Raw genomic sequence first — 14,742 nt, forward strand, 5'->3', positions numbered from 1 at the left:
GTCTGCGCTACACTTTCTTCCTCTGCCTGCTGTAAATATCCACGTACACGGCGAGGACAAGGATGGCGCCTTTGACGATGTATTGCCAGAACGACTCCATGTTCATCAGACTCATGCCGTTATCCAGGCTGGCCATGACCAGGGCGCCGATCAATGCGCCGACGATCGTGCCGGCACCTCCCATCAGGCTGGTGCCTCCGATGACGCAGGCCGCGATCGCGTCAAGCTCGGCGTTCTGGCCGGCGCTCATCGTCGCCGCGTTGACGCGGGCGGTCAGGACAAGCGACGCGATGCTGGCGAGCGTGCCGCTGAGGACAAAGACAAGCAATACCCGCTGTTTGATGTTGATTCCCGACAGCCTTGCCGCCTCCGCGTTGCCTCCGATCGCATACACTTGGCGCCCGAACGTCGTGTTTTTGGAGATAAACGTGAACACAAGCGCCAGTACGACGACCATAATGAAAGGAACGGGAATGCCTTTATAGCTGTTCATTAAATAGACGAATCCCAGAATGAACGCTCCGATCAGCACCATCCGCAGCACGCCGACGGCCAGCGGCTCGACCGGGAAACCGTAGCGCATGCGCGAGGCGCGTTTCCGAAGCACCAGGAAGGCGGCAACGACCAGAGCGGCAATGCCCAGCACCCAACCTACGAGATCCGCGACGTATTCTTGTCCGATCGCTTTCATGGAAGGAGTCAGCGGCGCAATCGTCACGCTGCCTGTCGTACCGAACAAGATTCCCCTGAACATGAGCATACCGCCTAACGTGACAATGAAAGCCGGAACGGCCCGATAGGCCACGATCCAGCCCTGAACGAAGCCGATCGCCGCTCCGGTGGCGACGGTTACGACAATGACCGGCACCGTGTTCCAGTCGTACCATACGTTCAGAATCGCCGCGATGCCGCCCGTCAGACCGACAAGCGAACCGACCGACAAATCGATATGGCCGGCGACGATGACGAGAACCATCCCGATCGCCAGAATAGAGGTAACCGACATTTGCAGGAATAGATTCGACAAGTTCGTCGGCGTCAAAAACCGTTCGTGAAGCAAAGAAAACAACACCCAGATCGACAGCAAAGCCCCGATCATCGTGTAGGCGCGGGCATCGAACTTAAACCAGCTCATTTGCCGTTTGCCCGCCGCTTGCGCCGACACGGCTTCCGTTTTTGCGTTCATTTCTTATTCCCCCCCGTTGCGGCCGTCATGATCGCCTCTTGCGTCGCTTCCTCGGTCTTGAATTCCCCGACCTTACGCCCTTCCGAGATCACCATGATCCGATGGCTCATGCCAAGAAGCTCCGGAAGCTCGGAGGAAACCATGATGATCGAGACACCCTGACGGATTAAATCGTTCATGATGTTATAGATTTCGAATTTGGCCCCGACATCGATACCCCTCGTAGGTTCGTCAAGGATCAGAATCTTGGGATTCGTCATCAGCCATTTGCCGAGCACGACTTTCTGCTGATTGCCGCCGCTGAGCGTTCCGACGATCGTCTCCACCGAATTCGCTTTGATTCTCATGGAGCGGATATATTCGTTGCCGCTTGCGATTTCCTGATTATGGTTAATGACCCCGCCATTCGAAATCGCCCTCATGCTGGCCATGGTCACATTGCTTTTGATATCCATCCCCAGCACCAGACCGTATCTTTTGCGATCCTCGGACACCAGTGCCAGCCCTTCACGGATGGCTTGCCGCGAATTTTTGACGCGCACGGGTTTCCCGTCGATTTCCACGCTGCCCCGGCTCTCTCCGGCATAGGAACCGAACAGGCTCATGACCAGTTCCGTTCTCCCTGCGCCCATCAATCCGGCAATTCCGAATATTTCCCCTTTGCGAACCTCGAACGAAAGGTTGTCGATCACTTTCTTGCCCGGAAGATCCGGGTTCATCACCGAATAGTCTTTGACCTTTAACACCACGTCGCCGGGCTGCGCCGGAATACGGGGAAAACGCTCCTTCAGTTCCCGTCCCACCATCAAGGAAATCACTTGGTCCTCATTGATTTCCGAAGCCGGATACGTACCGATCGTGCGGCCGTCCCGAAGCACCGTTATCGAATCCGCGATCGCAAACACTTCGTTCAGCTTGTGGGAAATGTAAATGCATGTCACTCCCCGTTTCTTGAACTCCCGCAGGATCCCGAGCAGTATGTCGACTTCCTGTTCCGTGAGCGCAGCCGTCGGTTCGTCCAAAATCAATATGCTGGCGTTCTTCGACAGCGCTTTGGCGATTTCGACCTGCTGCTGTTTGCCGATCCCAAGCGTCCCCGTGACTTGCTCCGGACTCACGTCGAGTCCCACCTCGCGCAGCCACTTCTCGCTTTCCCGGTAGACCTTCTCCCAATTGATGATCCCGAATCGGGCAGGCTCCTTGCCGAGAAACAGGTTTTCTCCGACCGACAGGTCCTTGGCCAGCGCCAGCTCTTGGTAAATAATCGAAATGCCGGCTTCTTCCGCGTCTTTGATCCTATGAAAATGCTTCTCTTCGCCGTTGATCAGGATTTGACCGTCATAGGTCCCGCTCGGATACAGGCCGCTGAGCACTTTCATCAAAGTCGATTTGCCCGCGCCGTTCTCTCCGCACAAAGCGTGAACCTCGCCCTTCTTGACGATGAAGTTGACGTCGTTCAGCGCTTTGACGCCGGGAAACTCCTTCGTGATATTTCGCATTTCCAATACGGCGGTCATCGCTTTCTCACCTCGCGTCCTTGCGTATGGGGAGAGGGGAAGAGCGTGAAATGTCGATTTCACTTCTTCCCCTCTCGCTCATCCTCGTTATTTCGCGTTTTTGTAGACGTCTTCTTTGGAGTGGAATCCGTCGGCGATCACCGTCGCGTCGATGTTGGATTTATCGACCGAGATCGGATCGAGGAGAACGGACGGCACGTCGATTTTGCCGTTGTTTACTTTCTTGTCGGCGCCAACGTCTTCACCTTTGGCCAGTTTCACCGCAAGCTCGGCCGCTTTCTCCGCCAGCGCTTTGATCGGTTTGTAAACCGTCATCGTCTGGGTGCCTTCCACGATCCGTTGAACGGCTGCCAGCTCGGCGTCCTGGCCGGAGACCGGGATTTTGCCTGCCAGGCCCTGCGCCGCCAGAGCCTGGATGACGCCGCCGGCCGTACCGTCGTTCGCGGCCACGACCGCGTCGATCTGGTTGTTGTTGGCCGTGAGCGCGTTCTCCATGTTGGCGAGCGCGTTCGCCGGGTTCCAATCCTTCGTGAACTGGTCGTAGACGATCTGGATGTCGCCTTTGTCAATCAGCGGCTGCAGAACATTGAACGCGCCTTTCTTGAACAGATGGGCGTTGTTGTCCGTTTCGGAGCCTCCGATGTAGACGAACTTGCCTTTGGAGACAATCTTCGTAATCGCTTCCGCTTGCATTTCGCCTACCCGTTCGTTGTCGAAGGAGACGTACAAATCCACGTCGGAGTTCTTGATCAAGCGGTCGTACGCAAGGACTTTGATTCCCGCCGCATGGGCTTTCTCCACGATCGCCGCCGTCGCTTCCGCGTTGTGGGGAACGACCACGAGGATGTCCACGCCTTGGGAGATCAAGGACTCGGCTTGCGCGATCTGCTTCGCGTCGTCGCTGTTGGCGGATTGGACTTCCACTTCCGCGCCGAGCGCTTCCGCTGCCGCCTTGAACAGATCCCGGTCCTTCTGCCAGCGCTCTTCCTGCAGCGTATCCATGGAGAATCCGATTTTGATTTTTCCGTCTTTGTTCGCATCCGCGCCGGCCGCCGAATTTGCCGCCGGTTTGTCGGACGAAGCGGAGCCCTCGCTGCCGCCGCTCTTGCCGCAAGCGGCAAGCACGAGTACAAGTGCCAAAATAAGCAGCGCTGCCCCGTTTTTCGCAAAACCCTTCTTCATTCTCTTCTCTCCCTTTTCGAATAAATGTAATGTTGTAAAGGCTTACATATGAAGAATAACGGATATGCGGTTTCTATGCGGAATGGAATTCTGGAATCTTTTGCGATTGCCTGCACTTTTTTAACACCCGTCAAGACCCGGTATCGAATTGCTCCACCAGCTTCTTCAACCGGTCGGCCTGACCGGCCAGCTCGTTGGTGAACGAACCGATGAGCTGCGTGCTGCCGAGCTGCTCCTCTACCGACGCGGTAATTTGCTGGCTCGCCGCCGACTGTTCTTCCGACAAGCTGCCGATGCCTTCGAAGACGCCGGCGATTTCCCCGGCGGTGACAAGCATCCGTTCGGCTTCTTCCTTCGTTTGCTTCCCGTTCTTCATGACCGTTTCGTTCGTCTCTCCGATCTCCCGGAACGTTGCCGTCATCTGCCGGATTTGTTCGCTCCCGGCCGTGATGTGCCCGGTATTGTCCTGGAATTGCTCGGATAACGTATCCATTGCCCGTCTCATGTCATCGAGCAAACCGACGATGCTTCGGGCCGAGTTTCTCGACTCTCCCGACAGTTTGCGGACTTCTTCGGCAATGACGGCAAATCCTTTGCCATGAGCGCCGGTGCGGGAAGCTTCGATTCCCGCGTTCAAGGATAGAATGTTCGTTCGATTCGATATCGCTTGAACCAGCAGATTCACCTTTTCGGCCTGTTCGAGCAATGTCCGGCAATGATCCAAGGTGCGCGCCGCCGTATCGTTCTGTGCCGTAATGGCGTTCATTCGCTCAAGCAAGGCCCCCATTTGCTCGTTCCCTTGCGACGTACGTTCTGCCGCGCGGAGCGCCAGTCCGTAGGTTTCTTCGGCCTTGCCCGCCATATGGCCGAGCTTGTCCAAATACTCCTTGACCTGGAGTCTGGAGGCCTGCGTCCGCTCGGCTTGCGACATGGCTTTCTCGCTCAAGCTTACGACGGAAGCGGATATTTCTTCCGTTGCGCCGGCCAGCTGCCGGCAGTTGTCGTCGATTTGCGTGGAGGAAGAGGCGACTTCCATCGTGGTGGCCCGGATCTGCATCACCAGATGTTCCACCGTCTCCAGCACCCGGTTGACGTTGTCCGCCATTTTTTCCATTTCATCGCCCGAATTCAGCCGGATTCGCTCGCGCAAGTTCCCTTTGGCGCCGGCCAAGTTCGCCAATATCGCGTTGATGCTGCGGATCGGATTCAGAATGGACCGGATCGTCCAGAGCGACAGCGTTACGGCGGTCAGAACGACCAGGACCAAGGCTCCGACGATAATTTGCCAGCCCCTTGCATACTGCCGTTCATTGGCCGTTCCGGCAGCCGCGGCTTCCGTTTCGCTGATTTGAATCAGCTCGTCCAGCGTGCGGTTGACGTCTTCGAACAGCCTGGCGCCAGATTCGTCATACAGCAGGAGCGCGCCTTTCACGTTGCCTGCTTTGGCCTGCTCGAGCATTTGGTTGTCGTTCGCTTCTCCGCCCTCGTAGCTCATGATGAAACGGCTGGCGGCGTCCTTCCCGGCCGCCGAGTTCGTCTCGGCGATGTAGGCGTCCACCAGCGATCGAAGTCCGGTCTTCGCTTCTTTCAACTTCCGTTCGTCCGCTTCGTTCGGCTGCTCAATCAGCTTCCTCAGCCGCTCGTGGATGTCGATGGCGGCGAGTTTGATCCGATAGGCCTTGGATACCGCGGGCATCCAGTTGCGGACAATCTGATCCGTCCCGGCATTGACGCTCCTCATCGTATAGAGCGAGAAGACGCCGATCCCGGTCAAGAACAGGCAAAGGACACCGAAACCGAGCATCAGGCGCGTGGAGATCTTCAAGTGTTTTCCCCCCTTCATCCGGATTCACAGCCTGCACGGCGTGAAGAGAGAGTAACACGGAAAAACCAAAAAGCGACAGAAATCGCCTGTCACTTTTTGCAATCTTCTATACTTTTTTGCCAAGGAGGGTATTTCGGTAGTCCGTAGGGGCAACGCCGGTCGTTTTTTTGAACACTTTGCTGAAATAATTCGGATCGTTGTAGCCCACCTCGAAGGCGATTTCCTTCAGGCTGAATTCCGGGTCGAGCATGAACGTCTTCGCCTTCTCGATGCGGCACTCGGTGAGAAAATCGATATAGTTCACGCCAAGCTGCTCCTTGAACATCTTGCTGATGTAAAACGGGCTGAGACCGACGCGTTTGGCGATCGTCTCGAGCGATATTTCCTCTTGCGAGTGCTCTTGGATATACCGCTTGATCTCGTGCACCGCATCGGGTTCCAGACGGCTCCTGTGCGCCTGCGCCGCCTCCTTCATCCGCTCAAGCAGGCATTGCGCCTCCGTACGGAGTTGCCGGTAATCCTGCACTTGAAAGGAGAACAGCGGGCGGTCCGCCTCGACCCCCATTTCGAGGAGGGTGCGAAAGACGACCCACAACGATTCCAGCACTCTCTGCTGGACTTGAACAAGCCCGGCACCCGCCGTCTCATAACGGCCGATCAACCCCGACACGGCCGCCGCAATCTGATCCCATTCTCCGAAACGGACATGTTCCGGCAATCGTTTTTCCGATCGAGTGTCCTCTTTCAAATCCGTTGACGGCGGCATATCTTCGAAGAAACGGTGCCTGGACGGAAGGCCCGGATCTGCCGAGCAGAACAACGCTTCCCGATAGGACAGGCGAATTTGCCCGAACGAACCGTACGGATTGCCGATCCCGATAAAACAATCCGTACCGGGCACCCGTTGCTTGACTGCCAGCAGCTGCTGAACGACTGATGCCGCTTGGGACCGGTAAGACTTCTCCGGTTCCCGGAAGACGATTAACGGGATTTGGCGTCCGGACATGGCCCCGACCCAGCCATTGCCCAGCTGTCTCATCTTGTCCTTGACGCTCGCGTAGAAGGCATCCGCGGACGAACCCGGCAGAAGCATCATCAGCATGACGAAGGCCTCTTTAGCCGTCCGTGCGCCGAGCAGCCCGACCATTTCATCCAGGTGCACCTCGTGCACGTGATCGAACAACAGCTGCGTCACGACGTCGGCTTCGACGATCGGCAGCATTTTCCGAAGCGCGTCCATCTCTTGCGTTCTCGTTTTCCGTTCGGTCCGTTCCCGCTCGATATCGCCCAGCGCTTTGCCGACCGTCTCGATGATTTCGCCCGCTTTGCTCGGCTTGAGCAAGTAATCTTTCACCCCGAGCTTGAGCGCTTTGCGAGCATATTCGAACGTATCGTAAGCCGTTACCATGATGAACTTGATGTCGGGATATTCGGAGCCGATCAACTCCACGGCTTCCAATCCGCTCATGCCCGGCATTTTAATATCCATCAGGACGAGATCGGGCCGATAGGAAGGAACCATCTCGACGGCGGCCCTTCCGTTCTTCGCCTGTTCCATGACCAGATCCGGAAACCCTTTGCGCAGAATGGCAATAAGCCCTTCCCGTTCGATCTGTTCGTCATCCACGATTAACAGCTTGAGCATCGTATCCGATCCCCCTTTCCTTCGGTAGCTTCAGGATCACTTTGGTGCCGCGGCCAAGTTCGCTCCGGATGTCGATTACATCGTCGCGTCCGTAGAATAACCGCAGCCTGCGGACGACATTGCTGAACCCGATCCCCGTGGAATGACCTTCCGCGACAGGAACGCGTTCCTCCAGAATGTTCCTGATTTTGTCTTCCGGCATGCCTACCCCGTTATCCTCGATCTCCACGATGACCGCGTCTTCCCCGTCCCGTACACGGAAGGTAATCGAACCGCCTTCCTCCAATGGCTCCACCGCATGAATAACGGCATTCTCGATGATCGGCTGCAGCGTCAGCCCCGGAAGCTGGACATGAAAGCAAGACCTGTCCGTTTCCTGTACGAACCGCAGGCGATCGGTGAATCGGGCCTTTTGGATGTCGATATATTGAAGAATCACTTTGACCTCGTCGTACAAGGAGACGGAACGATCCAACCGCTTCAGGTTGTACCGGAGCAGTCCGGCGACGCTGGCCAGCAAATCGCTCGTTTCCTCCGACCCTTCCAGATAAGCTTTTTTGGATAACGTATCGAGCGTATTGAACAGAAAGTGCGGGTTGATTTGACTTTGCAGGCTTCGCAGCTGGCTTTCTTGAAGCAACAGCTTGTTCTTCTGCAGTTCGCTTTCCAATTGGGCTTTCTGCTGAATTTCCGAGATCAGATTGTTGATGTTGATCCGCATCCGGTCGAACGTTTTGGCGAGGAAGGAGATTTCATCGTTCGAGGGAACTTCGATCTCCAGGTCGAACCTCCCGCGCGACAGCTCCTTGGCCGCCATCGTCAGTTTCTGTATCGGACGGGTGATGCTCAGCGAAAACCAATAAGTAAACACAAGCAGCAAGACGGTGATGAGGGCGAGCATCCACAGCCCCAGCTTCTTCAGTTCTTCCGATTGCTCGATGATGCCCCGGTAAAACTGGTCGTACGTTTTCAATTCCTTGTCCAGCAGCGTGAGCGTCGTATCGGAGATATAGTTCGAGAACCGCGTCGCTTCCGTAAAGTAGTTCAGGGAATCCTCGTTGTTCTTCTCGTCCGCCGACTTGACCGAGCGGTTCGTCGATTCGACGAAACTGTCGATGAGATTCACGTAATTGGTCAACGTAAAGGCGTTCCCGCCGTTCTGCAGCCTGGAGATTTGGCCCTGCGCCTCCTGCAGCCTCCGCTTGCTCTCGTTCAGCTCGCCCAAATGCAGCTGGGACGGATCTTGCAAATAATTGTTGAGCGCCGTCACCATCCGATTGCTGGTGGCGGTCACCTCATTCATTTGCAAGTAGCGCTGCAAGATTCGGTTGTATTGATCCTGCGTCTTCTGATTGTAATAAATGAGAACGACCCATATGAGCACCATGATAAACAAGACGATGGCCGATAGCGTCAAAATCTTTTTCTGGATGCTGTTCATCGGAGATCCTCCGCCCGCAGCATACGGATATCCGTGAAGTAACCGTTATAATCGAGCGGGAACGATTCTCCCTTTAACCATTGGATCATCAGCTTCACGCTCAGTTCCCCCATCCTGTCGGGAGACTGCTCGATCAAGGCGTCGATTTTCCCTAGTTTCAACAGCCTTAACGTCTCCGGGCTGTCGTCGAACGAATAGACGTGATACTTCTCCACCTTGGCGCGTTTGTCGATCTCCTGGATCATCGCGCCGGCGTTATTGGCCGCAACGGCAATGAAAGCATCGACATTCGGCTCTTTGTTCATGATCTCGTTCGTCTTCTGGACGACCTCCTCCCTCGTTTCGCCCGCGGTCACCACTTCGGTTCGGATGTTCGGATAAGCTTTCAAAATATCCAGAATGCCGCTAATGCGCCGACGCTGATAGTCTTCTTCCCGATTGGAGCCCATCAACACGACATGGCCTGCGGTACCCATATCGGACAGCAGCCGCCTGCCGATCATTTGGCCCGCTTTGTAATGGTCGGATCCGACATACGTTCGGCGTAGGCTCTCCTCCATCGGCACATCATTGGCGACGGTAATGACCGGGATTCCTTTTTCGGCCGCTTTGACGGTTGTCAGCCGATTGAATTCTTCCTCTTCCAATCCCTGCACGATGATGCCGTCTACATGAGATGCGATGGCGATTTCGATTTTCTTCAGGAAATCCTCCCGATTCTTGCCGTAGCTCCCCCACACCTCGAGGCCCGCACCGTTTTGCTTGGCTGCCTGAAGCGCCCCGGTCCCCACCTTGTTCCAGAACGGGGTGTCCAATTCCTGCGTAATCAAGACGAGCCGGTATCGTGGAGGCGTACCTCCGGATTGGGCAGGTACGGTCAAGTCGTAATGGAACACTTTGATGAAGGAGCTCAGAGTAAAGTAAAAGAGGACCACGCATAAGGCGGACACGAGCAGGATCACCAGTTTACGCAAGACGCTTCCCTTCCCTTTCCGCTGTTAACGCTTCCATTTCGATATACTCTAACATAGCAAATGTGCTGCCGGGTTGTCCTCCTTTATTTTTGCGGTTCCATCACATTCGCCGACCCGGAGCCATAAGCAAAAAAGACTCCCCGAGAGGAGTCCGGAAACGATCGTGCCGCGGCGGTGCGTTAAACGGCGTTCTTTTTCTTGTTGTAAATATCGAAAGCGACGGCGAGCATAAGCACGAGCCCTTTAATGACTTGCTGCCTGTCGATGCCGATGCCCATGATCGACATGCCGTTGTTCATGACGGCCATGACGAGACCGCCGATGATCGCTCCCATTACGCTTCCGATACCGCCGGATGCGGACGCCCCCCCGATGAACGAGGCCGCGATCGCGTCAAGCTCGAAGTTGACTCCGGCCTTCGGCGTGGCCGCGTTCAATCGGGCGGCGAAGATCAGGCCGGACAAGGCGGAGAGAACGCCCATGTTGACGAACACCCAGAACGTGACGCGTTTCGTCTTGACGCCGGACAGCATGGCCGCTTTCTCGTTGCCGCCGAGCGCATAGGTGTGGCGGCCCATGACGGTCTTCTTCATGACGAACGAGTACACGACGACGAGCACGAACAGGATTATGAGAATGAACGGAATCCCTTTATACTGGGCCAGCACATACGTGAACAAGTTGATGACGGCTGCGATGGCGACAAGCTTCGCGTAAAACAAGGGCAGCGGCAGAACGTCGAAGCCGTATTTCTGCTGGGTGCGGCGATCCCGAATTTCCTGAAGAATGGTTAATATCGACAAACCGATACCGAGCACGATCGACAGTGTGTGCAGCTTTCCGTCGCCAAAGTCCGGCAGAAAACCGTTGCTCATTTTCTGGAAGAGCTTCGGAAACGGGGCGATCGATTGACCATCCAGAACGTCCATCGTCAGACCGCGGAAAATCAACATGCCTGCCAGCGTTACGATAAACGAGGGGATCTTCATATACGCGATCCAGAATCCTTGCCAAGCTCCCACAAGTCCCCCGATAATGAGGGACAGCACGATCACGACGTAGAACGGCATGCCGTAATCGACCATCATGACGGCGGCAACCGCACCGACGAACGCGGCGACCGACCCGACCGACAAATCGATATGGCCGGTAATGATGACCATGACCATGCCGATCGCGAGCACCAGGATGAAGCTGTACTGCTGAATAATGTTCGTGACGTTGAGCGGCTTCAGCAGAATGCCGTCCGTCATAATCTGGAACAGCACGGTGATCGCCACGAGCGCGACGATCATGCCGTACTGCCGGACATTGCTTTTGAACATGCTTTTCAAGACATCCATCGTGTCACTCCCCCTTGCCTTTCGTCATGTATCTCATCAATTTCTCCTGCGTCGCGTCCTTGCGGTTCACTTCCCCGGTGATCCGCCCCTCGCTCATGATGTAGACGCGGTCGCATAAGCCGAGAATTTCCGGCAGCTCCGACGAAATGACGAGCACTCCTTTGCCTTCCGCGGCCAGCTGGTTAATGATCGTGTAAATTTCGTACTTGGCTCCGACATCGATGCCGCGGGTCGGCTCGTCCAGGATCAAAATGTCCGGTTCGGAAAAAATCCATTTGCTGAGCACGACCTTCTGCTGGTTGCCTCCGCTCAGATTGCCCGTTTTCTGCAGGACGCTCGGCGTCTTGATATTCATCTTCTTCCGGAACGTCTCGGAGACGACGACTTCTTCGTTTTCGTTGACGACGGCGCGGCGGGAAATTTTGTTCAAGTTCGCCAGCGAGATATTGCGCTTGATGTCGTCGATCAAGATGAGGCCGTACTGTTTCCGGTCTTCGGTTACGTAGGCGACGCCGTTATCGATCGCGTCGCTGATCGAGCGGTACTGCACTTCGCGCCCGTCCTTCACGATTTGCCCGCTTATGTTGCGGCCGTAAGACCGGCCGAAAATGCTCATCGCAAGCTCAGTCCGTCCGGCACCCATGAGCCCCGCAATCCCGACGATTTCGCCCCGGCGAATATGCATATGAACGTTGTCGATCACTTTCCGGTCGTGCTGCGGATGGTATACCGTCCAATTTTTCACTTCGAAAATCGTCTCGCCGATCTGGGGAACGCGTTCGGGATAGCGCTGCGTCAAATCGCGGCCGACCATCCCTTTGATGATCCGGTCCTCGGTCACTTCGTCCGCGCGCATGTCGAGCGTTTCAATCGTTTTTCCGTCGCGCAAAATCGTTATGGAATCCGCCACTTTGGCGATTTCGTTCAATTTGTGGGAAATGATAATCGAGGAGATGCCTTGTCCCTTCAATTGAAGGATCAGCTTCAGCAAGTTCTCGCTGTCTTCCTCGTTAAGCGCAGCCGTCGGTTCGTCCAGGATGAGCAGCTTCACTTTCTTGGACAACGCCTTGGCGATTTCGACGAGCTGCTGTTTGCCTACGCCGAGACTCGTGATGAGCGTGTTCGGATTTTCGTTCAATCCGACGGTCGCGAGCAACTCTCTCGTCCGTACGATCGTTTCGTTCCAGTCGATGATGCCGTTTCGCTTTTGTTCGTTCCCAAGAAAAATGTTTTCCGCGATCGACAAATAAGGGATCAAAGCCAGCTCCTGATGGATAATAACGATACCCAAGCTTTCGCTTTGCTTGATGTCCTTGAACTCGCACGTCTGCCCTTTGAACAGGATGTCGCCCTCATACGAGCCATGAGGATAGACGCCGCTCAGCACTTTCATGAGCGTGGACTTGCCGGCTCCGTTCTCGCCGCACAGGGCGTGAATTTCGCCTTCCTTGACTTTCAGATTCACGTTCTCCAGCGCTTTGACGCCGGGGAAAGTTTTCGTGATGCCGCGCATTTCCAGGATTTCGCCTGCCATACGTTCACCCGGCCTTTCCTTTGAAATTGCGTATAAATTTCGCGACGGCCGCTGCCGGCCGTCACGAAATCTTTCCGTATCCTTATTTCAGTTGATCTTCGGTGTAGTAGCCGCTGTCGACGAGAATTTGTTTGTAGTTGGATTTATCGACGGAAACCGGAACGAGCAGGTAGGACGGAACGACTTTGACGCCGTTGTTGTACGTTTTCTCGTCGTTGATTTCCGGCTTCTTGCCGTTCAGTACCGCATCCGCCATGTTAACCGCCACTTTCGCAAGCTCGCGGGTATCTTTGAATACCGTCGAAGTTTGCTCGCCGGCGATGATCGATTTCACCGAAGCGACCTCCGCATCCTGGCCGGAAGTGACCGGCAGCGGTTTGTCGGCCGTGCCGTAGCCAACGCCTTTCAGCGAGGACAGGATACCGATCGTGATGCCGTCGTACGGCGACAGGACTGCGTCTACGTTAGCGGAAGTGTAGTGGGCGGAAAGCAAGTTGTCCATCCGGGATTGGGCTACGCCGCCGTCCCAACGAAGCGTTGCGACTTGATCGAATTTCGTCTGGCCGGATTTGACGACCAGCTTGCCGCTGTCGATGTAAGGCTGCAGCACGCTCATCGCGCCGTCGAAGAAGAAGTAAGCGTTGTTGTCGTCCGGGGATCCGGCAAACAGCTCGATGTTGAAAGGACCTTTGCCATCTTTCAGGCCGAGCTTCTCTTCGATATAGGAAGCTTGCAGGACGCCGACTTTGAAGTTATCGAACGTTGCATAGTAATCGACGTGTTCGGTTTTCTTGATCAGACGGTCGTAAGCGATGACCGGAATTTTCGCGTCGGCCGCTTTTTGCAGCACGTCGGTCAACGATTCGCCGTCGATGGCGGCGATAACGAGAAGCTTAACGCCTTTGGTGATCATGTTCTCGATTTGGGAGACTTGGTTCTCGATGACGTCTTCGCCGTATTGAAGGTCCGTCTTGTAACCGAGCTTTTCGAACTCCTTCACCATGTTGGCGCCGTCGTTCACCCAACGCTCGGACGATTTGGTCGGCATCGAGATTCCGATCGTACCCTTGTCTCCGCCGCCCGCTGCTGCGCTGGAAGACGCCGCGCTTTCGCTCGGGGACGCCGCTCCTTCGTTTTTGCTCCCGCCGCAAGCCGCAAGCGCGAACACAAGCGCGATCATGAGGGCGACTGTCAGTACTTTTTTCACTTCAAACTCCCCTTCCATATGGTCTGGTATGACTGTACCACGGAGGAGGAGAGCCCGTCTTTTGACGAAATCGACAACTTTTTTTAAAAACATAACCTTTCTTGCGGAGCAAGTGGGGTTGGCGGGGTGAGATGGGAGCCTATGCGGTTGTGATTTCCCACGCTGCCCCGTCATCATCGGTGAAGGCGCGTATCGTATGTGACAAAGAGCGCTGGCGCAACCTCATCTTTGGATGTGATGGTGATGAGCAACAGCGTTATTTCGCCATCGTTGAAGCTGCGCCGAAACACCAACGTCGAGAAACGGCGTCATGTCACTTCTAACGCCTGGTGCCTGCCGGGGGTGAGATACGCTCGCGAGAAGGGCTTAACGTACGGAAACGGAGGTGCGCCAAGCGTCGGAGTCAACTTTCTTCCCTTCCGGGCGCCGGAGCAAATTTCTTCCCTTACTCGTCGAAACCCCGTCCAAGCGCCGGAGTAAAGTAATTATCTTCTCTTTCTCGTCCGAAAACCCATCTAGGCGAATTAAGCTCGCGGGAGGAGCTTAACGTGCGGGTACGGGGGTGCGGATGATGAGTTAAGCTCGCGGGAGGAGCTTAACGCGCGGGTACGGGGGTGCGGATGATGAGTTAAGCTCGCGGGAGGAGCTTAACGTGCGGATACGGGGGTGCGGATGATGAGTTAAGCTCGCGGGAGGAGCTTAACGTGCGGGTACGAGGTACGGATGATGAGTTAAGCTCGCGGGAGGAGCTTAACGTGCGGTACGGGGGTGCGGATGATGAGTTAAGCTCGCGGGAGGAGCTTAACGTGCGGGTACGACCCGATGTAGATACGTTGTACAGTAAACGTTATTACGCGCCGCCGGGGGGGAGCACTTTGACAGCCAGCC

Annotated in this window: 11 protein-coding genes; 1 reads left to right on the plus strand and 10 read right to left on the minus strand. The window is 55.6% G+C overall.

Features of this window, described 5'->3' with window-relative positions:
• Positions 1–7 precede the first annotated feature (7 nt).
• The 10 genes from GE107_RS18055 to chvE form a co-directional block, all read right to left on the minus strand.
• The gene (locus tag GE107_RS18055) at positions 8–1,186 is read right to left on the minus strand and encodes a sugar ABC transporter permease (RefSeq protein WP_219641393.1); all 1,179 of its coding nucleotides are present in this window, start codon (positions 1,184–1,186) and stop codon (positions 8–10) included.
• The gene (locus tag GE107_RS18060; protein WP_219641394.1) at positions 1,183–2,703 is read right to left on the minus strand and encodes a xylose ABC transporter ATP-binding protein; all 1,521 of its coding nucleotides are present in this window, start codon (positions 2,701–2,703) and stop codon (positions 1,183–1,185) included. Before GE107_RS18060 ends, GE107_RS18055 begins: the two co-directional genes overlap by 4 nt.
• An 87-nt stretch (positions 2,704–2,790) precedes the next feature.
• The gene (gene xylF, locus GE107_RS18065) at positions 2,791–3,885 is read right to left on the minus strand and encodes a D-xylose ABC transporter substrate-binding protein (RefSeq protein ID WP_219641395.1); all 1,095 of its coding nucleotides are present in this window, start codon (positions 3,883–3,885) and stop codon (positions 2,791–2,793) included.
• Positions 3,886–4,015: 130 nt separating this feature from the next.
• Entirely contained in the window at positions 4,016–5,710 is a 1,695-nt protein-coding gene (locus GE107_RS18070) for a methyl-accepting chemotaxis protein (protein WP_219641396.1), read from the minus strand.
• 106 nt (positions 5,711–5,816) lie between these two features.
• On the minus strand, positions 5,817–7,355 hold the full coding sequence (locus GE107_RS18075; protein ID WP_219641397.1) for a response regulator: 1,539 nt from the start codon (positions 7,353–7,355) through the stop codon (positions 5,817–5,819).
• On the minus strand, positions 7,330–8,796 hold the full coding sequence (locus tag GE107_RS18080; RefSeq protein ID WP_219641398.1) for a sensor histidine kinase: 1,467 nt from the start codon (positions 8,794–8,796) through the stop codon (positions 7,330–7,332). Before GE107_RS18080 ends, GE107_RS18075 begins: the two co-directional genes overlap by 26 nt.
• Positions 8,793–9,770 carry a substrate-binding domain-containing protein gene (locus GE107_RS18085; RefSeq protein WP_219641399.1) on the minus strand — a complete coding sequence of 326 codons (978 nt, stop codon included), beginning with the start codon at positions 9,768–9,770 and terminating at the stop codon, positions 8,793–8,795. Before GE107_RS18085 ends, GE107_RS18080 begins: the two co-directional genes overlap by 4 nt.
• Positions 9,771–9,949: 179 nt before the next feature.
• A complete protein-coding gene (gene mmsB / locus GE107_RS18090; protein ID WP_219641400.1) occupies positions 9,950–11,113 on the minus strand; it encodes a multiple monosaccharide ABC transporter permease in 1,164 nt (387 codons plus the stop codon).
• 4 nt (positions 11,114–11,117) lie between these two features.
• The gene (mmsA, locus tag GE107_RS18095) at positions 11,118–12,647 is read right to left on the minus strand and encodes a multiple monosaccharide ABC transporter ATP-binding protein (RefSeq protein ID WP_219641401.1); all 1,530 of its coding nucleotides are present in this window, start codon (positions 12,645–12,647) and stop codon (positions 11,118–11,120) included.
• An 82-nt stretch (positions 12,648–12,729) separates the two neighbouring features.
• Positions 12,730–13,827 (minus strand): multiple monosaccharide ABC transporter substrate-binding protein, encoded by a 1,098-nt coding sequence (gene chvE, locus GE107_RS18100; protein ID WP_219641501.1) that lies wholly within the window; start codon positions 13,825–13,827, stop codon positions 12,730–12,732.
• 158 nt (positions 13,828–13,985) lie between these two features.
• Here chvE and GE107_RS18105 point away from each other — a divergent pair, with 158 nt between their 5' ends.
• Positions 13,986–14,177, plus strand: coding sequence for a hypothetical protein (locus tag GE107_RS18105; RefSeq protein ID WP_219641402.1), 192 nt, complete (start codon positions 13,986–13,988; stop codon positions 14,175–14,177).
• Positions 14,178–14,742: the final 565 nt, after the last annotated feature.

Origin of the sequence: Cohnella sp. CFH 77786, from assembly GCF_019400745.1 — a bacterium.
In the GTDB taxonomy this organism is placed as follows: Bacteria; Bacillota; Bacilli; order Paenibacillales; family Paenibacillaceae; genus Cohnella.